Source organism: Enterobacter huaxiensis (assembly GCF_003594935.2).
GTDB classification, from domain to species: domain Bacteria; phylum Pseudomonadota; class Gammaproteobacteria; order Enterobacterales; family Enterobacteriaceae; genus Enterobacter; species Enterobacter huaxiensis.
This window is the reverse complement of the sequence record NZ_CP043342.1, coordinates 3,494,165-3,517,506: the sequence shown is the minus strand read 5'-3', so window position 1 is coordinate 3,517,506 and position 23,342 is coordinate 3,494,165. Positions and strand designations below refer to the sequence as shown.

Here is a 23,342-nt window from a genome sequence, read left to right as displayed (position 1 = left end):
CATCAGGCTTTTAGCAGCGTCCACACGTTCCCATCATTATTCTGCCAGACGAGGGTGAAGCGTTTACCCTCAGGATATTCTCCAGCCGGGCGCGAAAGCGCCAGTGTGATGGTTTTTTCCGTTACCTCTGTGACTCTCGCACACTCAAAGCCCATAAAAATCTTCACCTGCGGGAAGAGGGCTTTAAACAAACTCTCTTTGGCGCTAAAAGCGAGCGTCAATGCCAGCGCAAAAGAGTAGCCCGAGCGCGTCAGGCATATCGCTTCCTGCGCATCAACGATACCGTCCTTGATGTCGCGGGCTTCAGGATCTGGAAGAATGGCTTCGCAATCAATACCCACCAGCGCATCTGGATGACGGACGACAACCGCCATGGCCTGCGTGCCGCAGTGGGTGATGCTGCCTGAAATACCTTCCGGCCAGAGCGGTTCGCCGCTGGGGCCGATGCCAGGAACGGCGTGGTCAGGTAAGGCATGCGCGGCGGCGATGCGTCCGGCAAGATGCTCCGCTTTGCGTTTACGCCCGGCGTTTGAAAGCTCAGCGTGGTGGGGGAGCCAGAGAAGATCGGCATCGGTGAAGGTTGAGGGATCGAAGGTGACATGATGGACGGTAAGCCCTGCAAGAAAAAACGTGGAATGTGTCACCTGCATTATTGTTCTCGCTTGCTCGCTAAAACGCTTACTTTACCGCAGATAAAAGTGCCGGGTAAGCAAATGCTACCCGGCGAGTTGCGTTACCAGCCGTATGCGATGCCGCCGCCGACAACAAAGTTATGCTGAGAATCGTCAGACACGGAGGCTTTCACCACCACGTTTTCCGTTGCGCGTGCAGAGAAGCCCACCGCCAGCGCGTTTTCACCATCGGTATTGCCCACACCGGCGCCCACGGAGAAGTTCTGCGTGTTGGTCACCTGCGGGATGTTCGCCATCGCCGCAACGCCCGCGATGCCTGCGGAAGCGCGTTTGCGGTTCTCGTCCACCTCACTTTTCAGTTTGCCAAAATTACTGCTGTTGCTCTGCTCAAGCGTCTCAATGCGCTGTTCATGATCGGCAAGTGCGACGCTGTTCGCGGCGATCTTCTTGTTGGAGGCGACCAGAGCGGCACGGTTTTTCTCGGCGTTTTGCATGGCGATTTGAGCGCGAGACTGAGCGTATTCACCTGTGGCCTGGGCGACCTTCGTATCCTGAGCCAGGGTGACGATTTGTTGCTCTTCATGAATGCTCAGGCGGGCAGTCGCCGCAGCCAGTTTATAGGTTGTGCCGTTTTGCCCTGAAAGGCGATCGATGGAGGTTTTGTTGTTGGCGATAGTTTTTTGATTCGCGGTAATGGCGCCAGCGTTGGTACGTGTTGCATTAGTATTGTTGGTGATTTGCTGTTGCTGACGCTGGTCAGCCGCGCTGCGGTCAGTGGTTTCTTTGTTAATCTTCGCAGTATCGTTGTCAACGTCAGACTGAATCGCGTTCATGCGGTCGCCGTGTGAAACGATGGAATCCTGCAGACCGGTAGCTTTACTGTTCAGTAGGCGCAGGTTGTCATCATGTTCGGCCAGTTCTTTAGTGGCAGCCTTGTTCACCGTATCCTGTTTCGACTGGTCGATATTGTAATCAGCAATGTTCACTTTATTGCGGTCGAGATCGGTTTCCGCAGCTTTGGCACGATCGGACTCATTGTTGATTGCGTTGGTGTTCACGGTAATATTTGCGGCGTTGCTGTCAACGTCAGACTGAATCGCGTTCATGCGGTCGCCGTGTGAAACGATGGCAGCCTGCAGGCCCTGAGAGCGGCTATCCAGCAGTCTCAGCTGGTAGGCATGGTCATCCAGCTCTTTATCGGTCTTAGTATTGAGGTCGGCTTGCTGCTGCTGGTCGATGTTGTAGTCGGTGATATCGACTTTACTGCGCGCTAATCCCTGCTCTGCCACTTCTGCGCGGGTAGTTTCATTGCCTATTGCAATGTTGTTCGCTGTAATTTGGCTCTGATGGTCTTGAATGAGACTAAGGTTGTTCTGAATCTGATCAAGGTTAGCCACCGTATTTTCTGTACCGAACAAGGTAACTTTGCCAGCGGTTGGGTTGACGTCAAATATTCCCTGAGCAGGATTTTGCACACCCTGGGCGACGTTACCGTTTTGGTCTAATGTCAGTGAAAATGAATCAGCAAAAGCCGCAGGCGTAATAACAGCAGAAAGCAGAACAGCAATAATAGATTTTTTCATTGTAAACTCGCATTAAATTAAATATAGAGCGGACCAGGAATTCACAATGGAAATCCTTAGTTTATTCCCTTTGATTTATGAACTGCCCAGGGTTTTCATTACTGCCCAGCGTTACAATTCTGATGCTTGTAATTAAAAACTATTCGTATAAACGTGCGGATGCTTTTACAGCGTGCGTACGTGCGCCTCGGCTTTTATGCCGTGGCTCTTTCCTGAATGCAGTGTTTATAGGTGCTTACCGCCAGGACGGGCGGGCGTGGCAGAGATTACAGGCGTTTCTTATGGCGAGACAACAGGTTTTTTATTGTATTAATTTATGTTTTTCTGTTTTAAATAATTAAATTGAATATCAGGAGAAATAAATTGGGTGTTTGTTAAGTGCTTGTGGGAAATAACCGTTAGTGGCAATGTAAACACAACGAATTATGCCAGATTTATAAATGTAGACTTTTATTTGAAAGGGGCGAATGTAAACTTTCAGATGAAGGGGGAATATGCGGTCTGAGGCTCTCACCCCGGCCCTCTCCCGCGGGGAGAGGGTGGAGAAATTAAAAACGGCAACAGGGTTGCCGTTTTGCTTTTACCTAGAAATGCGTATTCACGCTCATATACCAGGTACGGCCCGGCTCGTTATACGTATAGGCACCTGCGCCGTACATATACGCCCCCGTCGTGGTATTACCCGTGGTCTGGGCATTACCCGCGCGCCACTGACGTTTATCGAAGACGTTATCAATCCCGCCGGTCAGGCTGACGTTTTTGGTCACGTCCCAGGTCGCGCTCAGGCCAACGATGCTGTACGGGCTAACTTCGTCTTTCTCAGACCCGGTAACAGGCTGACCTTTGTAGTTGTATTTCTTCGGCTGCTGCTTGCCGTACCAGGTGAAGGTCGACTGAAGCGATACGTCCTGATGGACCTGCCAGCTCAGGGTTGAGTTCAGCGTGTACTCAGGAATGATCGACAGACGGTCGCCGGTCTCTTTGTTCTTGCTCTGCAGCATGTAGGTGATGTTGTTGGTCCAGTTGATCGTGTCGCTTACCGGCACGTTCAGGGAGCCTTCCAGACCTTCAACTACGGCCTTAGGCACGTTTTCCCACTGGTAAATGTCGGTGGTGACTTTACTGGTGGACGTCTGGCCAATCGGCGCGTAGCCCGCTTCAATCTTGTCGCGATAGTCGTTACGGAACCAGGTCACGCCCGCCAGCCAGCCGTCGTGCTTCCACTCAAGGCCAATCTCTTTGTTGATGCTGGTTTCGGCCTTCAGGTCGTCGTTACCCATCATGTAGCAGCCCACGCCGTCAGAGCTGGCGTAGCAGCCCTGGCCTTTGCTGTACAGCAGGTAGTTCGGGTTGGTCTGGTACAGGCTCGGGGCTTTGTAAGCGCGCGCGATACCCATTTTCAGCGTGAAGTCATCCCCCAGGCCCTGCGACAGGTTCAGGGACGGGCTCCAGTTGTTGCCCACAATGGTGTGGTAGTCGAAGCGCAGCGCCGGGGTCAGCATGGTGCTGTCGGTCAGCTCCATGTTGTTCTCGGCGAAGAGGGAGAAAATCTCCGCCGAGGAGTACGGGCTACGGTCGTCGCTCATGCCCGGGATGGTGCCGCCCTGCTGGGCCTGGGTGTTGGAGGTGGAATCCTTCATGCGCTGCTGGTTCCACTCGGTGCCCAGGGTCAGGTTCTGGTTGACGAGGAAATCGATCGGCAGGTTGATTTCACTGTGCAGCATCACGTCAGCAAGATCGGTGTCGGTGAATTTATTGCTGTTGAATAACCCTTCCAGACCGCCCGCCAGCCCTTCGCCCAGACGCGAGTTGCGGGTATGTTCGTACTGCGCCCAGTTGCTGGTGGTGATGCCGTTATCCCAGCCGCCGTTCCAGGTCACCGCGAAGTTCTGACGATAGATACGGTTTGTCTCTTTACCGTAGTTTTTCTTCACCAGGCCGTTGGAGCTGTTGTCGTTGTTGGTGTTCTGGGTATCGCCCGCGTAGAGGTTGTTCTGGCGGCTGTAGCCCGCTTCAAATTCGAGGGACTGCATAGGCGCGAAGTCCCAGCGCACCACGCCGTTGATGTCTTTGTTCTCTACGCCTTCACGGCCCGCCGGCAGCGTGTCGGCATACGCGCCGGTGCGATCGGACTGATGGCCCTGGTTAATGTCCCACGCGTCGGCCTGAGTTTTATCCAGGTTGCCGAACATGCGGAAGCTGAAGTCGCCGCCCAGCGGGCCGCTCAGGCTGAAGTTGGTTCGCTTGGTGGAACCTTCATCCTTATGTTCCGGCGCGTTCAGATAGGTGTTCCAGGAACCGTGCCACTGGTTGTCGAATTTTTTAGTGATGATATTGACCACGCCGCCTGCCGCGCCGTTGCCGTAGCGAGCCGCAGCCGGGCCGCGGATCACTTCGATGCGTTCGATCATCTCTGGCGGTACCCAGCCGGTATCGCCGCGGGTATCACGCTCGCCGCGCCAGCCCAGGCGGATGGAGTTGCGGCTGGTGACCGGCTTGCCGTCGATCAGGATCAGGGTATTCTCCGGGCCCATGCCGCGAATGTCGATCTGGCGGTTGTTGCCGCGCTGGCCGCTGGTGGAGTTACCGGTCAGGTTAACGCCCGGCATGGTGCGGATGATTTCCGCCACATCCCGCGCGGGAGGGTTTTTACGGATTTCATCGGCCGTGATGGTCGATACGCCTGGCGCCTGCAGGTTTTGCTCTGCGGCGGTGATCACCATCGTGTCTTCGTGCTGCGCGGTGGCGGTGCTGTCGTCTGCCATAGCGGGCAGCGCGACCCCATAAATCCCTAAATTGACCAGCAATGCCAGAGAGTGAATCTTCTTATTCATTGTACGTCCCGCTTTTATGATTATTTATGAACGCGCTTCCCACAGCGCGGGCATTACGCTATTGCAAATGCAAATAGTTATCAATAATATTATCAATAAAATTTGCTCTGAAGCAAAAAAGTCAGCTAAACATGGGGTTATAAGGGTGACGGCGTTAACAACCGGAAGTGAAGGGTGGTGGCAATCGAAAAACGGGCCGGAATGGGAACGTCAGAAGGAGAGCTATCGCGTCACCTTCTGGTGGCGTGACCCGGCAGGAACCCAGAAAACGTCCGCGGTGAAGCGCGTCTGGCTCTATATCACCGGCGTGACCGATCACCATCAGAATGCCCGCCCGCAGTCTCTCGAACGCATCCCGGATACCGACGTCTGGCAGTGGCAGGGCGATTTCAGCCCGGAATGGCGCGGCAGCTACTGCTTTATTCCCTCCAGTCATGAAGACGACTTTTCCAGCGCGGTGTTTGAAGGCGAGCTGCCGGACCGCATGGCGCTGCGCGAAGGCTGGCGCAAGCTGCTGCCGCACGCGGTGTCCGACCCGCTGAACCCGCAAAGCTGGCGCGGCGGGCGCGGCCACGCCGTCTCGGCGCTGGAAATGCCTGAGGCCCCGGTGCAGCCGGGCTGGAACCATCCCGATGCGCCCTACAAAAAGCCCGTCAGCATTGAGTGGAACAGCGCGCGGCTGGGCAACCGCCGCCGCGTCTGGATTTTTACCACCGGTGACGAGAACCCCGAGCGCCCGCTGGCGGTCCTGCTCGACGGGCAGTTCTGGGCCGAAAGCATGCCCGTCTGGCCTGCGCTGACGTCGCTCACGGATGAAGGCAAGCTGCCGCCTGCGGTCTACGTGTTAATCGACGCGATCGATACCGAGCACCGCAGCCGCGAGCTGCCCTGCAACCCCGAGTTCTGGCTGGCGGTGCAGGAAGAACTTCTCCCGCGGGTGAAAACCCTCGCACCGTTCAGCGACCGCGCCGAGCGTACCGTTGTGGCGGGGCAGAGCTTCGGCGGGCTTTCCTCTCTTTACGCAGGGCTCAACTGGCCGCAGCGTTTTGGCTGCGTGCTCAGCCAGTCCGGTTCCTACTGGTGGCCGCACCGCGGCGCGCAGCGGGACGGGCTGCTTATCGAACAACTTAAAGCGGGTGAAAAAACCGCACGCGGGCTGCGCATCGTCCTTGAGGCCGGGCGCAACGAGCCGCTCATTTTCCGCGCAAATCAGGCGCTTTACGCCGAACTACAACACACACAGCAACCGGTTATCTGGCGTCAGGTTGACGGCGGGCACGATGCGCTTTGCTGGCGCGGTGGGCTGACGCAGGGGCTAATGACCCTCTGGCAGCCGCTTATTTAATAACGGAGTTTGTATGGAATTCAGCAATCCTTTCGATAATCCGCAGGGACAGTTCGCCATTTTGCAAAACGACCAGGGGCAGTACAGCCTGTGGCCGCAGCAGTGCGAGCTGCCCGCAGGCTGGCGCGTTGTCTGCGAGCCGCAGTCCCAGGAGGCGTGCCAGCAGTGGCTGGCCGAACGCTGGAAAACGCTTGAACCTTCTCATTTTGCGGAGGAGCACGCATGAACCGTCTTCCGCTTGTCGCCGCCCAGCCGGGTATCTGGATGGCGGAGCAGCTTTCCACGCTGCCAAACGCCTGGAGCGTGGCGCACTACACCGAACTGAAAGGCGACATCGATGCGCCGCTGCTGGCAAAGGCGATTGCCGCTGGCATGATGCAGGCCGATACCCTGCGCACGCGTTTTGCCGAGGATAACGGCGAGGTGTGGCAGTGGGTGGATGACACCGTCATTCTGCCGGAGCCATCCATCGTTCGCGTTACCTCTCACGACGACGCCGTGGCGCTGATGGAGGCCGATCTCAATCAAAACCTGCGCGTCGAGAGCGGGCAGCCGCTGGCGTTTCACCAGCTGATTCGGGTGGGCGAAAGCCACTGGTACTGGTATCAGCGCTATCACCATCTGGTGGTGGATGGCTTTAGCTTCCCGGCCATTACCCGCCAGATCGCCGCGATTTATGCCGCCTGGAAAAAGGGTGACCCGACGCCCGCATCCCCGTTTACGCCGTTTGCCGAGGTGGTGGACGAGTATCAGCGCTATCGCGACAGCGAGGCATACGCGCGCGACGGTGCCTTCTGGGCAGAGCAGCGCAGGCAGCTTCCTTCTCCGGTGTCGCTTTCTGCTGCTCCTTTACCGGGCCGCGCGGCGACAACCGATATCCTGCGCCTGAAAATTGCTACCGACGGCCGCGCCTTTAGCCAGCTTGCACAGGCGGCAGGGCAGGTGCAGCGCACCGATCTGGCGCTTGCGCTGGTGGCGCTGTGGCTGGGCCGCCTGACCGGACGGCTGGACTACGCCGCCGGGTTTATCTTCATGCGCCGCATGGGCTCCGCCGCGCTGACCGCGACCGGGCCGGTGCTCAACGTCCTGCCGCTGGCGGTGAACATCAACGCCCAGGAGAGCCTGCCGGAGCTGGCGCTGCGTCTGGCGAACCAGCTGAAAAAAATGCGCCGCCACCAGCGCTACGACGCCGAGCAGATCGTGCGCGACAGCGGGCGTGCCGCGGGCGACGAAGCGCTGTTTGGCCCGGTGCTGAACGTTAAGGTCTTCGATTATCAGCTGGATATCGACGGCGTGGAGGCCATCACCCACACGCTGGCCACCGGCCCGGTAAACGATCTGGAGCTGGCGCTGTTCCCGGACGAGCAGGGCGGGCTGAGCATTGAGATCCTCGCCAATAAACAGCGTTACGATGAGGTGGAGCTGAAGCGCCACGCGGCGCGCCTGAACGCGATGCTGCAGCAGTTTGCGGCTAATCCGGACCTGCGCTGCGGCGAAGTGGAAACCGTTTCTGAGCAGGAGTACGCGCAGCTGTCGCGCATCAACGACACCGGGCTGGCGCTGCCGTCCACTACGCTCGCGGATCTGGTGGCGGAGCAGGCGAGCAAAACGCCGGACGCCCCCGCGCTGGCGGATGCGCACGTTGAGCTCAGCTATCGCCAGATGCGCGAGCAGGTCGTCGCGCTGGCTAACCTGCTGCGCGATCGCGGCGTCAAGCCGGGCGACAGCGTGGCGGTGGCGCTCCCGCGCTCGGTGTTCCTGACCCTGGCGCTGCACGGCATCGTCGAGGCCGGCGCCGCATGGCTGCCGCTCGATACCGGCTACCCGGACGACCGTCTGCGGATGATGCTGGAGGACGCGAAGCCGTCCCTGCTCATCACTACCGACGAGCAGCTCCCGCGCTTTAGCGATCTGCCGATGAGTTCGTTTAGTTACAACACTCTGTTACCGGCTGCGGGGGCTGAACCGCTGCGGCTGGCGACGCCGGAGCAGACCGCGTACATCATCTTTACCTCCGGTTCGACGGGCCGCCCGAAGGGCGTCATGGTCGGCCATACCGCCATCGTTAACCGCCTGAAGTGGATGCAGGATCGCTACCCGCTGAACGCAACTGACGTGGTAGCGCAGAAAACGCCGTGCAGCTTTGACGTGTCGGTGTGGGAGTTCTGGTGGCCGTTTATCGCCGGGGCGAAGCTGGTGATGGCCGAGCCGGACGCGCACCGCGATCCGCAGGCGATGCAGAGCTTCTTCGCCCAGTACGGCGTGACCACTACCCACTTCGTACCCTCGATGCTGGCGGCGTTTGTCGCCTCGCTGACGCCGGAAAACGTGGCCTGCTGCAAAACCCTTAAGCAGGTGTTCTGCAGCGGCGAAGCGCTGCCGACCGAGCTGTGCCGCGAGTGGGAGCAGCTCACCCATGCGCCGCTGCACAACCTTTATGGCCCAACGGAAGCGGCGGTGGACGTAAGCTGGTATCCGGCGTTTGGCCCCGAGCTGGCGGCGGTGGAGGGCAGCAGCGTGCCGATCGGCTTCCCGGTGTGGAACACGGGGCTGCGCATTCTGGACGCCATGATGCGCCCGGTGCCGTTTGGCGTGGCGGGCGACCTTTATCTCACCGGCATTCAGCTGGCGCAGGGGTATCTGGGCCGTCCGGACCTCACCGCCAGCCGCTTTATTGCCGACCCGTTTGCCCCCGGCGAGCGGATGTACCGCACCGGCGACGTTGCCCGCTGGCTGGACAACGGGGCGGTGGAATACCTGGGCCGCAGCGACGATCAGCTGAAAATTCGCGGCCAGCGCATCGAGCTGGGCGAGATCGACCGGGCGATGCTGTCGCTGCCGGACGTGGCTCAGGCCGTGGCCCACGCCTGCGTGTTCAACCAGGCGGCGGCCACCGGCGGCGATGCCCGCCAGCTGGTGGGCTACGTGGTTTCCGAATCCGGCTTACCGCTGGATCGCGACGCGCTGCTGGAATCGCTCAAAGCGCAGCTGCCGCCGCACATGGTGCCGGTGGTGCTGCTGCAAATCAGCGCGCTGCCGCTCAGCGCGAACGGCAAGCTTGACCGCAAGGCGCTGCCGCTGCCGGAGCTGACGAGTAAAGCCTCCGGCCGCGCGCCGGAGACGGAAACCGAAGCCGCCGTCGCGCAGGCGTTTTCCGACCTGCTGGGCTGCGAGGTGAACGATATTGAGGCCGACTTCTTTGCCCTCGGCGGCCACTCGCTGCTGGCGATGCGCCTGGCCGCGCAGCTAAGCCGCACATTCTCGCGCAAGGTTACGCCGGGGCAGATTATGGTCGCCTCGACGGTGAGCAAGCTCAGCGCGCTGCTGGACTCGCAGATGAGCGACGAGCAGGCTCAGCGTCTGGGGTATGAAACCCTTCTCCCGCTGCGTGAAAGCAGCGGCCCGACGCTGTTCTGCTTCCATCCGGCGTCCGGCTTTGCCTGGCAGTTTAGCGTCCTGGTGCGCTACCTCAGCCCGCGCTGGTCTATCGTCGGGATTCAGTCGCCGCGCCCGGACGGCCCGATGCAGCAGCGCGCGGATCTGGATGGAGTCATTGAGCACCATCTGAACACGTTGCGTAAGCAGCAGCCGCAGGGGCCGTATTACCTGTTCGGCTATTCCCTCGGCGGCACGCTGGCGCAGGGCATTGCCGCCCGTCTGCGCGAGCAGGGTGAAGAGGTGGCCTTCCTCGGCCTGCTGGATACCTGGCCGCCGGAAACGCAAAACTGGGCGGAGAAAGAGGCCAACGGCCTCGACCCGGAGGTGCTGGCGGAAATCGAGCGCGAGCGTCAGGCCTTTATCGCCGCTCAGCAGGGGCAGGGCTCCAGCGAGCTGTTTAACGCTATTGAAGGCAACTACGCCGACGCGGTGCGGTTGTTAACCACGGCGCACAGCGCGCGGTTTGACGGCAAAGCGACGCTGTTTGTCGCCGAGCGCACGCGAACGATGGATCCGCAGGTCGCGTGGGCACCGTGGGTTGGGGAACTGGAGGTGTACAGCCAGGACTGCGCCCACGTGGATATCATTTCACCGCAGGCGTTTGAGAAGATTGGGCCGGTGTTAAAGGAGATATTGGGGTAACGTCAAAAGCCCCTCACCCCAGCCCTCTCCCCAAAGGGGAGAGGGTGTAATCGTCCCCCTCTCCCCTTTGGGGAGAGGGTCAGGGTGAGGGGACATCAGACCGCACGTTTTCCAAGCGGCACCACCAGCGGCGTACCCGCCACCGGATCGTCAATAATCATGCAGCGCATGCCGTAGATCCGTTCGATCAGCTCCGGCGTCACAATCTCTTTCGGCGCGCCCTGCGCCACGATCTCACCGTCTCGCAAGGCAATCAGGTGCGTGGCGTAGCGGCACGCCTGGTTTAAATCGTGCAGCACCGCCGCCAGGGTATACCCCTGCGTGCGGTTGAGCTCGCTCAGCAGCTCCAGCAGGTCAATCTGATGGCTGATGTCGAGCCAGGTCGTCGGCTCGTCCAGCAGCATGATGGAGGTCTCCTGCGCCAGCACCATCGCAATCCACGCGCGCTGGCGCTGTCCGCCGGAAAGGGTGTCCACGCTCTGCTGGGCCAGATCGGTAATCCCCGTCGCCTGCATCGCGCGGCTGACCGCCTCGTCATCCTCTTTACGCCAGCGGGTAAACAGCGGCTGGTGCGGATAGCGCCCGCGCGAGACCAGCTCCTGCACGGTAATATCCCCCGGCGTGGTGGCGTTTTGCGCCAGCAGCCCAATGCGCCGCGCCACCTCCTTGCTGGCAAAGCGCTGGATCTGCTCCCCGTCGAGGAACACGCTGCCTTCAGACGGCGTCATCAGGCGGCTCAGGGTGCGCAGCAGGGTCGATTTGCCGCAGCCGTTCGGCCCGATGATTGCCGTAAAATGGCCGTCCGGAATGGCAACGCTCAGGTCGCGAGCAATGATTTTTTTGCCGTAGCCGAGGGTGAGGTTTTCGCCGCGCAAGCGGGTTGTAGAATCTGTCATTTCTTGCGTGACTCCTGAACGAGCAAGACGATGAGGTAAATCCCGCCGAGGCTGACGGTCACCACGCCCACCGGAAGTTGATAAGGCATAAACAGCTGCTGGGCGCAGAGATCGGCGGCCAGCAGCAGCAGCGCGCCGCACAGCGCCGCCTGAGTTAACCCCCAGCGCGCCGTGCCGCTGAGGCGCCGGGCAATATGCGGGGCGACCAGAGCGATAAACGAGATCGGCCCGGCGATGGCCGTAGACGCTGCGGTCAGCAGTACCGCGACCAGCATCAGCATCAGGCGCGAGCGTTCGACGCTTACGCCCAGCGCGCAGGCGCTGTCGTCGCCCATCTCCAGCAGCCGCATGCGCCGCACCAGCAGCAGCGCGCCGATAAACATCAGGATAATTAGCGGCGCGGCGGGCCAGGTTTTGCCCCACGTCAGGCCGTTGAGGGAGCCGGCGTACCACAGCCCGGCGGAGAGCGCGGTTTCCAGCGAGGCCTGCAGCAGCAGCCAGGTGTTAAAGGCCATCAGCATGGCGCGGATGCCGATCCCGATGATGATCAGGCGGAAGGTGTCGATGCCGTTGCGCCAGGCCAGCGCCCAGATAAGCAGGGAGGTGAGAATGCCGCCCGCCATCGCCGTAAAGGTAATCGCCGTCAGGTGCTGGCCGAACAGCACCATCGCCACCAGCACGCCGCTCCAGGCCCCGGTGTTGAGGCCCATCACGTCCGGGCTGCCGAGCGGGTTGCGCAACAGCGACTGGAATATCGCACCGCTCACGCCGAGCGCCGCGCCGACCAGTATGGCCATCGCCACGCGCGGCAGACGCCACTCCGTCACCACCATGGTGATGTTGCGCGGCGCGCTGCCGAGAAGGGCGTCAAACACCTGAGCAAAATCGAGCGTCACCGCGCCGCTGCGCAGGCTCCAGACCGCCAGCAGCAGAATGACAATAGCCAGCAGGGAGACACTGGTGACTAAACGACGGGACGGGGCCATCATGCGCCACCTCCGCGCCTGCGGCGTACCAGGAAGATCAGCACCGGCGCGCCGATAAAGGCGCTGACCACCGAGACGCGCAGCTCGCCGGGCACCAGCAGGCGGCCCAGCACGTCCGCAAACAGCAGCAGGGCCGGGGTTGCCAGCAGCGTCACCGGCAGCGACCAGCGGTGATCCGCCCCCACCAGCCAGCGGGCCATGTGCGGCATCATCAGGCCGATAAAGGCAATGGGGCCGACCACGGCGGTCGCGCTGCCGCACAGAACCGTGATGGCCAAAAGACCTATCAGCTGCGTGCGCGCCACGCGGTTGCCGAGGGCGGTCGCGGTGTCGCTGCCGAGGCTCAGGCTGTTGAGCGCTCGGCTTAAGAACAGCGCCACGGCGGCGGCGAGGATGACCGGGAACGCCACCACTTTTAGGGTTTCAAGGGTGCGGATATCCAGCGAGCCGGCCTGCCAGAAGCGAAGCTGGTCGTAGACGTCGGGGTTGAGCAGGGCGATGCCGTTGGACAAGCCCTCCAGCACCGCCGCGAGCGCCACGCCCGCCAGCGTTAAACGTACCGGACTCAGCTGCCCGCCGCCCTGGCTGCCGGTAAAGGCCACTACCAGCGAGGCGGCCAGCGCGCCGCAGAAGGCCATGACCAGCTGCTCGGACGGAGAGGTCAACCCGAACAGCGCCGCGCCGAGCACGATGGCAAAGCTGGCGCCGGAGTTAACGCCGAGGATGCCGGGGTCCGCCAGCGGGTTGCGGGTGAGGGTTTGCATCAGGGCACCGGCAAGGCCGAGCGCGCCGCCGGCCAGCAGTCCGGCAAGGGTGCGGGGCAGGCGGGCGTCGAGCACGATAATGCAGTCGGCGCTCTGGCAGGTACCGGAGAGCGCATCGACAATAACGGACGCGGGCAGCGGCTTCGCGCCAACCAGCAAACTGAGTGCAATCGCAAGGATCAACAGCAGCAATAAAACGGGCACGGCTACGGCGCGCACCGCGGAAGAGGAAAACGACATAGCAACGTCCATGATGTGATAATGATAGTAATTATCGTTATCTATCTTATTTGGCTATGTTAGCATGTGCGCCCATGGAAATGGTAGACCGATACCTCAAGGCCTTGTCATGAATCAAAAATCCTGGCTGCTCAACCTCAGCCTGCTCAAAACCCATCCGGCGTTTCGCGCCGTCTTTATCGCCCGTTTTATCTCCATTTTGTCCCTCGGCCTGCTCGGCGTTGCCGTGCCGGTGCAGATCCAGACCATGACCCACTCCAGCTGGCTGGTGGGGTTATCCGTCACCTTAACCGGCGGGGCGATGTTTATCGGCCTGATGGTGGGCGGCGTGCTGGCGGACCGCTACGAGCGTAAAAAGCTGATCCTGCTGGCGCGCGGCACCTGCGGGGTGGGCTTTATCGGGCTGTGTCTGAACGCCATGCTGCCGGAGCCGTCGTTGATTGCGATTTATGCCCTCGGGCTGTGGGATGGCTTCTTTGCCTCATTAGGCGTGACGGCGCTGCTGGCGGCGACGCCCGCGCTGGTCGGGCGCGAGAACCTGATGCAGGCGGGGGCGATCACCATGCTCACCGTACGCCTCGGCTCGGTGATTTCACCGATGGTGGGCGGATTATTGCTGGCGACAGGCAACGTGGCGTGGAACTACGGCCTGGCGGCGGCGGGGACCTTTATCACCACCCTGACGCTGCTGCGCCTGCCGCATCTGCCGCCTCCGCCGCAGCCGCGCGAGCATCCGCTGAAATCGCTGATGGCGGCCATTCGTTTTCTGTTCAGCAACCCGCTGATAGGCGGCATTGCGCTGCTCGGCGGCCTGCTGACCATGGCGAGCGCGGTGCGCGTGCTCTACCCGGCATTAGCGGGAGAGTGGCAGATGAGCGCCTCGGAGATTGGCGTGCTGTATGCCGCCATTCCGCTCGGCGCGGCGTGCGGGGCGCTGACCAGCGGCAACCTGGCGCAGAGCGCGCGTCCGGGGCTGATTATGCTGCTTGCCACGCTGGCGTCGTTTATCGCCATTGGCTTCTTCAGCCTGATGCCGGTGTGGGCGCTGGGCGTGTTGTGCCTGGTCATCTTCGGCTGGCTGAGCGCCATCAGCTCGCTTTTGCAGTACACCCTGATTCAGACCCAGACGCCGGAAGGCATGCTCGGGCGAATTAACGGCCTGTGGACGGCGCAGAACGTGACGGGCGATGCGATTGGCGCGGCGATCCTCGGCGGGCTGGGGGCGATGATGACCCCGGTGGCGTCGGCGAGCAGCAGCGGGTTTGCGTTAGCGATGGTTGGTGTGATTTTGTTAGTGGCGTTGGTGGAATTGCGGCGTTTCAGGCAGGAGAGTGTGTTGACCGACGGTGCGGCCTGATGCCCTCACCCCGGCCCTCTCCCACAGGGAGAGGGAGGGGAAATGCCTACTTAAACAACGCACTCAATCTGTCTAACACCAGCATCGCGCTGTAATAATCCAGGCGGAACGTCTCGGTTCCCAATGCCCAGACGCGCTTGTTTTTCACCGACGGCAGATGCGCCAGCAGCGGGTTAGCGTAAATCGCATCCACGTCTTTCTGGTCACCCGCAAAAACGAACAATCCTTCCCCGTTCAGCCCCGTCGCCAGGTTTTCACCACCTAACTGGATAATGTCGTGGCGCTTGCCCTGGCTTTTGGACGTCTGCAGCCCGGCGGGCAGCTCCGCCAGCGTAAAGCCCAGCTGGTGCAGCAGCTTGCCCTGTGCGGATTCAGCGGTCCACAGGTTGGCGCTGTGCGCGGCGGCGGTGTAGACGATGGCGTTCACCGGCTGCGGCGGCAGCTTCATCTGCTGTTTCACCTGCGCGAGCTGTTTATCAAACGCGGCGATGCGCTCTGCGGCCTGTTTTTCCTGTCCGGTAATTGTGCCCAGCTGCGTCAGCAGTTCCTGCCAGCTTTTATCGTCGTAGTTAATGATTAGCGTGGGCGCAATAGCGGAAAGCTGGTCGTACAGCGCCAGCGCGGAATCCCCGCCGGTGGCGCTTATCAAAATCAGGTCCGGCATCTGGGCCGCGACCGCTTCGGCGCTCGGCTCACCGATGTACAGCCGGGCCAGCTTGCGCTGTTTTGCGATATCTCCCCACTGGCGTAAAAAGCCCTGCGCATCCGCTACGCGGTTGTTCGGCGTGGTGGCACCGCTGGCAATGACGGGGGCGTCAATCGCCAGCAGGGAGCCGGTTAAGGTCACGCTGGTGGAGACAATGCGCGTTGGCTTGCTCTCAAGCGCGTGAACGCCGCGGCTGTCGGTCACCTGACGCGGCCAGCCGGCGGCGGTCGCTGAGGTTAGTCCTAAAACAAAAAGTCCTGTTAAAAGAAGGGCATTACGGCAAACGGCAGGGAATTTCACAGAGCGGCATCCTGTTTTTGTTGAAGTTAATGCTTCTCATTTTCATGATTGCGGAGACGGGATGCAAGCGTTAGTCGCACAAGTTGTTTGCTCCGCGGTTGACACCGGGGCGCTGTGAGATTAGGTTAGCCGTCGAAAATATAAATGATAATCATTATTACTGCCTTTATCATTTTAGGAGGATGATATGGATACGTCATTGGCTGAGGATACCCAGCACACCGCGACCACGCTGCAATCAGACAGCTTTTTCTTTATGTCGCCCTATCGCAGTTTTACCACGTCAGGCTGTTTTGCCCGCTTCTCTGAGTCCGCCGTCGGCGGCGACGATCCGGCCGGTCACTTCCAGCAAAAATTAGCCGAGGCTTTCCAGAACGCGAAGGCCAGCGGCATTGCCCACCCGGTAATGGTGGGGGCTATCCCGTTCGATACCCGCAAACCGTCGTCCCTGTTTATTCCGCAACGCTGGCAGACCTTCTCTCGCTCGGCGCGCCAGCAGTCTTCGCGCTATTTCACCGGTGCGCAGACGCTGAACGTGGAAAAACGTACCGAGATCCCGCCGCAGCCGGTGTTCGAAGAGATGGTTGCCCGTGCGGCAGCGCTGACCGCCACGCCGCAGGTGAACAAGGTGGTGCTCTCGCGCCTGATCGATATTGCGACCGACAAAACCCTCGACAGCGGTGCGCTGATGGAGCGCCTGATCGCCCAGAACCCGGCGAGCTTTAACTTCCACGTGCCGCTGGAGGACGGCGGCGTGCTGCTGGGCGCAAGCCCGGAGCTGCTGCTGCGCAAAGAAGGCGCGCACTTTAGCTCGCTGCCGCTGGCAGGCTCTGCCCGCCGTCAGCCGGACGACGTGCTGGATCGTGAAGCGGGCAACAAGCTGCTGGCCTCCGAAAAAGACCGTCACGAGCACGACCTGGTGACCCAGGCGATGAAGGCCATTCTGGCGCCGCGCAGCCACCGCCTGAGCATGCCGTCTTCTCCGCAGCTGATCACCACGCCGACCCTGTGGCACCTGGCGACGCCGGTAGAAGGTGACGCGCGCGAGAACGAAAACGCCCTGACCCTGGCCTGCCTGCTGCACCCGACGCCTGCCCTGAGCGGTTTCCCACATCAGGCGGCAAAACAGCTGATTGCCGAGCTGGAGCCGTTTGACCGCGAGCTGTTTGGCGGCATTGTCGGCTGGTGCGACAGCGAAGGTAACGGCGAGTGGGTGGTGACTATCCGCTGCGCGCGTCTACGCGAAAATACCGTGCGCCTGTTTGCCGGCGCGGGCATTGTGCCCGCCTCCTCGCCCGTGGGCGAGTGGCGCGAAACCGGCGTGAAGCTCTCCACCATGCTCAACGTTTTTGGTTTGCACTAAGGAATACTCATGACCATCCCCTTTACCCGCTGGCCAGAGGAATTTGCCCGCCGCTACCGTGAGAAAGGCTACTGGCAGGATCTGCCGCTGACCCACATCCTCACGGACCGCGCGGACAGCGATGCCGTGGCGATTATCGACGGCGAGCGGCGCATTACCTACCGCGCGTTTAATCAGGCGGTGAACAATCTGGCCTCAGCTCTCCAGGCGCAGGGGCTGCACCGCGGCGAGACGGCGCTGGTGCAGCTCGGCAACGTGGCCGAGTTCTACATCACCTTCTTCGCGCTGCTGCAAATCGGCGTGGCGCCGGTCAACGCGCTCTTTAGCCATCAGCGCAGCGAGCTGAACGCCTACGCCGCGCAGATCAAACCCGCCGTGCTGATTGCCGATCGCGACCACGCGCTGTTCGCGGGCGATGAGTTCCTCAACGCCTTTGTGGATGACCACCGCTCGGTTCGCGTGGTATTGCTGCGCGGCGATAAGGGCGAACACGCCCTGGAAGCGGCGATTGCGCGTCCGGCCGACAACTTTATCCCGAACCCGACCCCCGCCGACGAGGTGGCGTTCTTCCAGCTTTCCGGCGGCAGCACCGGCACGCCGAAGCTGATCCCGCGCACGCATAACGATTACGACTACAGCATCCGCCGCAGCAACGAGATTTGCGGTATCACTGCCGAAACACGTTACCTCAACGCCCTGCCTGCGGCGCATAACTACGCCATGAGCTCGCCGGGATCGCTCGGCATCTTCACCGCCGGGGGCTGCGTGGTGCTGGCGAACGACCCGAGCGCCACGCTCTGCTTCCCGCTGATTGAACAGCATCAGGTTAACGTCACCTCGCTGGTACCGCCTGCGGTCAGCCTGTGGCTGCAGGCGATTGCCGAAGGGGCGGGGAACGCCCAGCTCAGATCCCTCAAGCTGCTGCAGGTGGGCGGCGCACGCCTGTCCGCTACGCTCGCGGCGCGCATTCCGACGGAAATCGGCTGTCAGCTTCAGCAGGTGTTCGGCATGGCGGAAGGGCTGGTGAACTACACCGCGCTCGACGACGCGCCGGAACGCATCATCAACACCCAGGGCCGCCCGATGTGCCCGGACGATGAAGTGTGGGTAGCGGACGAGCACGGTAACCCGCTGCCGCGCGGCGAAGTCGGGCGTCTGATGACGCGCGGTCCGTACACCTTCCGCGGCTATTTCAACAGCCCGGAACACAACGCCAGCGCCTTTGACGCCGACGGCTTTTACTGCTCTGGGGATCTGATCGCCATCGACGAGCAGGGCTACATCACCGTGCAGGGGCGCGAGAAGGATCAGATCAACCGCGGCGGGGAGAAGATCGCCGCCGAAGAGATTGAAAACCTGCTGCTGCGCCACGAGTCGGTGATCCACGCCGCGCTGGTGAGCATGGAGGACAGCCTGCTGGGCGAAAAAAGCTGCGCGTATCTGGTGGTGAAACAGCCGCTGCGCGCGGTCGAGGTGCGTCGCTTCCTGCGCGAGCAGGGCGTTGCCGAATTCAAGCTGCCGGACCGCGTGGAGAGCGTGGATGCGCTGCCGCTGACGCCGGTCGGCAAAGTCGATAAGAAACAGTTGCGCCTGTGGCTCGCTGAACGCGCCCGGGGCTGAGGAACAGAACATGGCCATTCCAAAATTAACCGCTTACGCGCTGCCGACCGCCGCAGAGCTGCCGACGAATAAAGTAAACTGGGCGTTTGAGCCGGAGCGCGCCGCGCTGCTGATCCACGATATGCAGGAGTATTTCCTGAACTTCTGGGGCGAAAACAGCGCGATGATGCAGCAGGTGGTGGCGAACATCGCCAGGCTGCGCGCCTACTGCAAAGAGCACAATATTCCGGTGTACTACACCGCCCAGCCTAAAGAGCAGAGCGATGAAGACCGCGCCCTGCTGAACGACATGTGGGGGCCGGGACTGACCCGCTCGCCCGAGCAGCAGCGTATCGTCGCTGAACTGACGCCGGACGAAGCCGACACGGTGCTGGTGAAGTGGCGCTACAGCGCGTTCCACCGCTCGCCGCTGGAGCAGATGCTGAAGGAGACGGGCCGCAACCAGCTGCTGATTACCGGCGTGTATGCCCATATCGGCTGCATGACCACCGCCACCGATGCCTTTATGCGCGACATCAAGCCGTTCTTTATCGCCGACGCGCTGGCGGATTTCACCCGCGACGAGCACCTGATGTCGCTCAACTACGTAGCGGGACGCTCGGGCCGCGTGGTGATGACCGACGAGCTGCTGCCGTCCGTTCCGGCGACTAAAGCCGCGCTGCGCGAGCTGATCCTGCCGCTGCTGGACGAGTCCGACGAGCCGATGGATGACGAAAACCTGATCGACTACGGTCTGGATTCGGTGCGCATGATGGCGCTGGCCGCCCGCTGGCGCAAAGTGCACGGCGACATTGATTTCGTGATGCTGGCCAAAAATCCAACAATCGACGCCTGGTGGGCGCTGCTCTCCCGCGAGGTGAAGTGATGGGTTTTGATTTTACCGGCAAAACCGTCTGGGTGACGGGCGCGGGGAAGGGGATTGGCTACGCGACGGCGCTGGCGTTTGTGGAGGCGGGCGCGCAGGTGACCGGCTTCGATCTGGCGTTTCCGCTGGGTGATTATCCGTTCGCCACCGAAACCCTGGACGTGGCGAACGCCGCGCAGGTGCAGGAGGTGTGCGGGCGCGCGCTGGCGTCGCTTGAGCGGCTGGACGTGCTGGTCAACGCGGCGGGCATTTTGCGCATGGGGGCGACGGACCAGCTCTCGCAGGAGGACTGGCAGCAGACCTTCGCGGTCAACGTCGGCGGCGCGTTCAACCTGTTCCAGCAGACGATGGGCCAGTTCCGCCGTCAGCAGGGCGGGGCGATAGTGACCGTGGCGTCCGACGCGGCCCACACGCCGCGCATCGGCATGAGCGCCTACGGCGCGTCGAAGGCGGCGCTGAAAAGCCTGGCCCTGACCGTCGGGCTGGAGCTGGCGGGCAGCGGCGTGCGCTGTAACCTCGTGTCGCCGGGCTCAACGGACACCGACATGCAGCGCACCCTGTGGACCAGCAGCGATGCCGAACAGCTGCGCATTCGCGGCTTTGGCGAGCAGTTCAAGCTCGGCATACCGCTCGGCAAGATTGCCCGTCCGCAGGAGATTGCCAGCACCGTGCTGTTCCTTGCCTCGGATGCCGCCAGCCATATCACCCTGCAGGATATCGTTGTGGACGGCGGCTCCACGCTGGGGGCGTAAGATGATCTGGAAACGTCATTTATCGCTCGAGGCGCTGAACGCCACCAGCGAGAACACCATGGTGGCGCATCTTGGCATCGTCTATACCCGCCTCGGGGACGATACGCTCGAAGCCGAAATGCCGGTGGACGCCCGCACCCATCAGCCGTTTGGCCTGCTGCACGGCGGCGCGTCGGCCGCGCTGGCGGAAACGCTGGGGTCGATGGCCGGTTTTCTGATGACCCGCGACGGGCAGAATGTGGTGGGAACGGAGCTGAACGCTACGCACCACCGGGCGGTCTCTCACGGTAAGGTGCGCGGGGTGTGTCAGCCGCTGCATCTCGGGCGCTCCAGCCAGAGCTGGGAAATTGTGGTGTTCGACGAGCAGGGGCGGCGGTGCTGCACCTGCCGGTTGAGTACGATGGTGTTGGGTTGATTTTATGCGGTCTGTTGCCCTCTCCCACAGGGAGAGGGGACGGTTTAGTGCAAAATTAGGTGTAGGCCGGGTAAGGCGAAGCCGCCACCCGGCGTTTACAACATCGAGACGACCCGCTTCAACAGCCGAATTCTCGGTTCAATGGACGCTTTATCCAGCCATTCCGCGGGGCTGTGGAACCCGGCACCTATCGGCCCCAGGCCGTCGAGCGTCGGGATGCCCAGCGCGGCGGTGTGGTTGGCGTCGCTGCCGCCGCCGACCGCCTGCCAGGTAATGGCGATACCCTCCGCTTTTCCTGCGGCTTCAACCTGCTGCATCAGGGCCTGCGTCGCAACGCTGGCTGCCATCGCCGGTTTGTGATTCACCCGCGCAAGCGTAGTGGTCACGCCCTCTAAAAAGCCTCTTTCACATAACGCCTCCAGCGCCTGATTCACCCGGTCGTACTCGTCGTTTTCCCAGAAGCGCACGTCGAGTTCGGCTACGGCGTTATCCGCCACCACGTTGGCCGCGCTGCCGCCGTGAATCACCCCGACGTTGAGCGTGGTGCCGCGATCCCAGTCGGTTAGCGCATTAATCGCGATGACGCTGTTTGCCAGGGCGGTAATTGCCGAGCGGCCTTTCTCCGGGTCGTTACCCGCGTGTGCCGCAACGCCGCTAAAGGTGAGGTGATAGCCCGCCATTCCTTTACGCGCTTTCACCAGCGAACCGTCGGCGCGGGCGGCTTCGCAGACCAGCACGCAGCGGGAACGCGTAGCCAGCTCGCCAATCCATTCGTGGGAATGCACCGAGCCGGTCTCTTCGTCCGGGTTCATCGCCACGGCAATCGCGAGACGATCTTTGTCCGCAGCGTCGAGCCCGCGCATCGCCCACAAAATATTCAGAAGTCCGCTCTTCATATCCGAGACGCCGGGGCCGTACAGGCGGGTATTGTCCTCGCTCATCGGGCGCTCGGCGACGGTGCCGGGGGCAAACACGGTATCCAGGTGCCCGACCAGCAGCACGTTAAAGCGCTCCGCCTGCGGTTTGTTGCTGACGAACACCCCCGGGCCCACCTTATCGCCCAGATTCACCTGCTCGGTGTGCCAGCCCTCACGCTGCCAGAGCTGCTGCATAATGCCTGCCACGGCGGCAACGCCCGCAACGGTCTGGGTGCCGCAGTCCACGTTCACCAGGGTTTTCAGCTCTTCAATATAGTGGTCAAGATTCATGTTCACGTCCTGTTCAGAGAATAATGCGCATCAGCAGCATGGCTAAAAACGCGTTGACTACTGAGATGGCGATCATCAGCGGGATAAGTTTGGCCCGGGTGCCGATCACGCCCAGAATGCGGCCCAGATACTGCACCTGCGAGCCCATCAGGTAGATGGCGGGTGCCAGGATCGCCAGGTGCTCGCCGGTGATAATGCCTTTATCAAACAGGCCGATGGCGACGCCGATCCCGCCGCCCATCGACATCCAGCCGCCAATCAGCACGGCGGCGGCCTCACCCGGCAGGCCGAACAGGCCCATCAGCGGCGAGAAGATCATGCCCAGCCCTTTCAGGGCACCGGTAATTTCCAGCGCTTTGATGATGATAAACGCCATCACCACGTTGGGCAGGGTGCTGCCGGTGGCAATGCTCCAGCCCTTGCGCGCGCCTTCGACGAAGACATCGGTAATCACGGGGTTAGACTGTGGGGCACTCATGCGGCGTCTCCTTTACGGGTGAAGGACAGGATCAAGCGCAGCAGATTTGCGCCCACGATTTTCATGATGAACATGACGGCGATACAGGCTCCGATGGACGCAGGCACCGCCGCCGTGCCGTCAACGGCGACCAGCGTGAAGAGGATCGCCCCGGAAGAGAAAAAGTTGGTGATCATCGCCCCGGCGGAGAACTGAAACATGGCGAAAACGTCTTTCTCCTTTTCGCTGATTTGCCCTTCATCAGACAGGTTACGGGTAAGCGACGCGCCCACGTCGGTGCTTTGCAGGCTTCCGATCAGCGCCAGCCCGGTGGTGCCGGGAATGCCCAGCAGCGGGCGCAGCAGCGGTGTTAAGAGCTTGCGGGCGGCACGCAGGGCGCCGTAGTGCTCCAGCACGTTGATCATCCCCAGCGCGAACATTACCGCGGGAATTAAACCGAGCGCGAAGAGAAACCCGTCCATCGCGCCGCTGCCGCCGGTGCCGCGAAAGGCGCTGGTGGCGGTCGTCAGGGTGCCGTCGTCCAGGCTGGCCTTACTGACCACCTTGCCAAACGCACCGTTGAGGGTGGTGAAATCAAAGACGCCGTACCACTCTTTTCCGCCTAACAGGCCAGAGAAGAAAACGGCTGCAAACGCCAGGGCGAAGTACGCGCCCGGCCCGACCTTATGATCCTGAGGTACAGAACTGTTCATATCCTTTTCCTTGTAAGCGCGCGATTGCGCAGGATCATTCTGGCGAGGTTATGAGCAAAAAAAATGATACAAATCATTCCGTAAGGCCGCGTCTGGCTGAAAAAGGCAAAAGTGTGACCGAGGACGTCGCGAAAGTGATCGGCTTAACAATGTGGTGTAAATGTCTGGTTTGACCACGCATTATTGCGTTTCAAAGTTGTTAAATTTTCGTCGTTGTTCTAGAAAC

19 protein-coding genes are annotated in these 23,342 nt (G+C 61.4%); 9 read left to right on the top strand and 10 right to left on the bottom strand.

Features of this window, described 5'->3' with window-relative positions; translation table 11 throughout:
• Positions 1-2 precede the first annotated feature (2 nt).
• From entD to D5067_RS16800, 3 genes are all read right to left on the bottom strand, one after another.
• A complete protein-coding gene (gene entD / locus D5067_RS16810; RefSeq protein WP_119935153.1) occupies positions 3-650 on the bottom strand; it encodes an enterobactin synthase subunit EntD in 648 nt (215 codons plus the stop codon).
• A gap of 83 nt (positions 651-733) precedes the next feature.
• The gene (locus D5067_RS16805; protein ID WP_160117934.1) at positions 734-2,029 is read right to left on the bottom strand and encodes a YadA C-terminal domain-containing protein; all 1,296 of its coding nucleotides are present in this window, start codon (positions 2,027-2,029) and stop codon (positions 734-736) included.
• Between the two features lie 770 nt (positions 2,030-2,799).
• Complete coding sequence (locus D5067_RS16800) at positions 2,800-5,049, bottom strand: TonB-dependent siderophore receptor (protein ID WP_119935151.1); 2,250 nt, start codon at positions 5,047-5,049, stop codon at positions 2,800-2,802.
• Between the two features lie 145 nt (positions 5,050-5,194).
• On the opposite strand from D5067_RS16800, the gene fes reads away from it, so the two are divergent.
• The 3 genes from fes to entF are packed head-to-tail and all read left to right on the top strand — an operon-like array spanning position 5,195 to position 10,474.
• Positions 5,195-6,394 (top strand): enterochelin esterase, encoded by a 1,200-nt coding sequence (gene fes, locus D5067_RS16795; RefSeq protein WP_119935150.1) that lies wholly within the window; start codon positions 5,195-5,197, stop codon positions 6,392-6,394.
• A gap of 13 nt (positions 6,395-6,407) precedes the next feature.
• Positions 6,408-6,620 carry an MbtH family protein gene (locus D5067_RS16790; protein ID WP_119935149.1) on the top strand — a complete coding sequence of 71 codons (213 nt, stop codon included), beginning with the start codon at positions 6,408-6,410 and terminating at the stop codon, positions 6,618-6,620.
• Complete coding sequence (entF, locus tag D5067_RS16785) at positions 6,617-10,474, top strand: enterobactin non-ribosomal peptide synthetase EntF (RefSeq protein ID WP_119935148.1); 3,858 nt, start codon at positions 6,617-6,619, stop codon at positions 10,472-10,474. Before D5067_RS16790 ends, entF begins: the two co-directional genes overlap by 4 nt.
• A gap of 95 nt (positions 10,475-10,569) precedes the next feature.
• Here entF and fepC read toward each other — a convergent pair whose 3' ends face one another.
• From fepC to fepD, 3 genes are read right to left on the bottom strand one after another with little or no spacing between them, the layout of a single operon-like run.
• A complete protein-coding gene (gene fepC, locus D5067_RS16780) occupies positions 10,570-11,370 on the bottom strand; it encodes an iron-enterobactin ABC transporter ATP-binding protein (RefSeq protein WP_119935147.1) in 801 nt (266 codons plus the stop codon).
• Positions 11,367-12,356, bottom strand: a complete 990-nt coding sequence (gene fepG, locus D5067_RS16775) for an iron-enterobactin ABC transporter permease (RefSeq protein WP_119935460.1) — start codon at positions 12,354-12,356, stop codon at positions 11,367-11,369. Before fepG ends, fepC begins: the two co-directional genes overlap by 4 nt.
• Positions 12,356-13,360: a Fe(3+)-siderophore ABC transporter permease gene (gene fepD, locus D5067_RS16770; RefSeq protein ID WP_119935146.1), complete on the bottom strand. Its 1,005-nt coding sequence runs from the start codon at positions 13,358-13,360 to the stop codon at positions 12,356-12,358. The genes fepG and fepD overlap by 1 nt, the downstream gene beginning before the upstream one ends.
• Positions 13,361-13,469: 109 nt before the next feature.
• On the opposite strand from fepD, the gene entS reads away from it, so the two are divergent.
• Entirely contained in the window at positions 13,470-14,717 is a 1,248-nt protein-coding gene (entS, locus tag D5067_RS16765; RefSeq protein WP_119935145.1) for an enterobactin transporter EntS, read from the top strand.
• Positions 14,718-14,763: 46 nt separating this feature from the next.
• Here entS and fepB read toward each other — a convergent pair whose 3' ends face one another.
• Positions 14,764-15,723 (bottom strand): Fe2+-enterobactin ABC transporter substrate-binding protein, encoded by a 960-nt coding sequence (fepB, locus tag D5067_RS16760; protein WP_119935144.1) that lies wholly within the window; start codon positions 15,721-15,723, stop codon positions 14,764-14,766.
• Between the two features lie 187 nt (positions 15,724-15,910).
• On the opposite strand from fepB, the gene entC reads away from it, so the two are divergent.
• The 5 genes from entC to entH are packed head-to-tail and all read left to right on the top strand — an operon-like array spanning position 15,911 to position 20,738.
• A complete protein-coding gene (entC, locus tag D5067_RS16755) occupies positions 15,911-17,086 on the top strand; it encodes an isochorismate synthase EntC (RefSeq protein WP_119935143.1) in 1,176 nt (391 codons plus the stop codon).
• Between the two features lie 9 nt (positions 17,087-17,095).
• A complete protein-coding gene (gene entE / locus D5067_RS16750; protein WP_119935142.1) occupies positions 17,096-18,706 on the top strand; it encodes a (2,3-dihydroxybenzoyl)adenylate synthase EntE in 1,611 nt (536 codons plus the stop codon).
• A 10-nt stretch (positions 18,707-18,716) separates the two neighbouring features.
• A complete protein-coding gene (locus D5067_RS16745) occupies positions 18,717-19,571 on the top strand; it encodes an isochorismatase (RefSeq protein ID WP_119935141.1) in 855 nt (284 codons plus the stop codon).
• Positions 19,571-20,323: a 2,3-dihydro-2,3-dihydroxybenzoate dehydrogenase EntA gene (entA, locus tag D5067_RS16740; RefSeq protein WP_374208519.1), complete on the top strand. Its 753-nt coding sequence runs from the start codon at positions 19,571-19,573 to the stop codon at positions 20,321-20,323. Before D5067_RS16745 ends, entA begins: the two co-directional genes overlap by 1 nt.
• Position 20,324: 1 nt before the next feature.
• Entirely contained in the window at positions 20,325-20,738 is a 414-nt protein-coding gene (gene entH, locus D5067_RS16735) for a proofreading thioesterase EntH (RefSeq protein ID WP_119935139.1), read from the top strand.
• Positions 20,739-20,833: 95 nt separating this feature from the next.
• On the opposite strand, the gene D5067_RS16730 is transcribed toward entH, so the two are convergent.
• From D5067_RS16730 to D5067_RS16720, 3 genes are read right to left on the bottom strand one after another with little or no spacing between them, the layout of a single operon-like run.
• Positions 20,834-21,946, bottom strand: a complete 1,113-nt coding sequence (locus tag D5067_RS16730) for a M20 family metallopeptidase (protein ID WP_119935138.1) — start codon at positions 21,944-21,946, stop codon at positions 20,834-20,836.
• A 13-nt stretch (positions 21,947-21,959) separates the two neighbouring features.
• Positions 21,960-22,424, bottom strand: coding sequence for a YjiG family protein (locus D5067_RS16725; RefSeq protein ID WP_119935137.1), 465 nt, complete (start codon positions 22,422-22,424; stop codon positions 21,960-21,962).
• A complete protein-coding gene (locus D5067_RS16720; RefSeq protein WP_119935136.1) occupies positions 22,421-23,116 on the bottom strand; it encodes a nucleoside recognition domain-containing protein in 696 nt (231 codons plus the stop codon). The genes D5067_RS16725 and D5067_RS16720 overlap by 4 nt, the downstream gene beginning before the upstream one ends.
• Between the last annotated feature and the right edge of the window lie 226 nt (positions 23,117-23,342).

Bases quoted from the DNA above. Each gene is read 5' to 3' on its own strand.
- D5067_RS16720 (WP_119935136.1), bottom strand. From the start codon at position 23,116: ATGAACAGTTCTGTACCTCAGGATCATAAGGTCGGGCCGGGCGCGTAC.
- fepC (WP_119935147.1), bottom strand. From the start codon at position 11,370: ATGACAGATTCTACAACCCGCTTGCGCGGCGAAAACCTCACCCTCGGC.
- entE (WP_119935142.1), top strand. From the start codon at position 17,096: ATGACCATCCCCTTTACCCGCTGGCCAGAGGAATTTGCCCGCCGCTAC.
- fepG (WP_119935460.1), bottom strand. From the start codon at position 12,356: ATGGCCCCGTCCCGTCGTTTAGTCACCAGTGTCTCCCTGCTGGCTATT.
- D5067_RS16790 (WP_119935149.1), top strand. From the start codon at position 6,408: ATGGAATTCAGCAATCCTTTCGATAATCCGCAGGGACAGTTCGCCATT.
- D5067_RS16725 (WP_119935137.1), bottom strand. From the start codon at position 22,424: ATGAGTGCCCCACAGTCTAACCCCGTGATTACCGATGTCTTCGTCGAA.
- D5067_RS16800 (WP_119935151.1), bottom strand. From the start codon at position 5,049: ATGAATAAGAAGATTCACTCTCTGGCATTGCTGGTCAATTTAGGGATT.
- D5067_RS16730 (WP_119935138.1), bottom strand. From the start codon at position 21,946: ATGAATCTTGACCACTATATTGAAGAGCTGAAAACCCTGGTGAACGTG.
- fepD (WP_119935146.1), bottom strand. From the start codon at position 13,360: ATGTCGTTTTCCTCTTCCGCGGTGCGCGCCGTAGCCGTGCCCGTTTTA.
- entC (WP_119935143.1), top strand. From the start codon at position 15,911: ATGGATACGTCATTGGCTGAGGATACCCAGCACACCGCGACCACGCTG.
- entD (WP_119935153.1), bottom strand. From the start codon at position 650: ATGCAGGTGACACATTCCACGTTTTTTCTTGCAGGGCTTACCGTCCAT.
- entA (WP_374208519.1), top strand. From the start codon at position 19,571: ATGGGTTTTGATTTTACCGGCAAAACCGTCTGGGTGACGGGCGCGGGG.
- D5067_RS16745 (WP_119935141.1), top strand. From the start codon at position 18,717: ATGGCCATTCCAAAATTAACCGCTTACGCGCTGCCGACCGCCGCAGAG.
- entF (WP_119935148.1), top strand. From the start codon at position 6,617: ATGAACCGTCTTCCGCTTGTCGCCGCCCAGCCGGGTATCTGGATGGCG.
- entH (WP_119935139.1), top strand. From the start codon at position 20,325: ATGATCTGGAAACGTCATTTATCGCTCGAGGCGCTGAACGCCACCAGC.
- entS (WP_119935145.1), top strand. From the start codon at position 13,470: ATGAATCAAAAATCCTGGCTGCTCAACCTCAGCCTGCTCAAAACCCAT.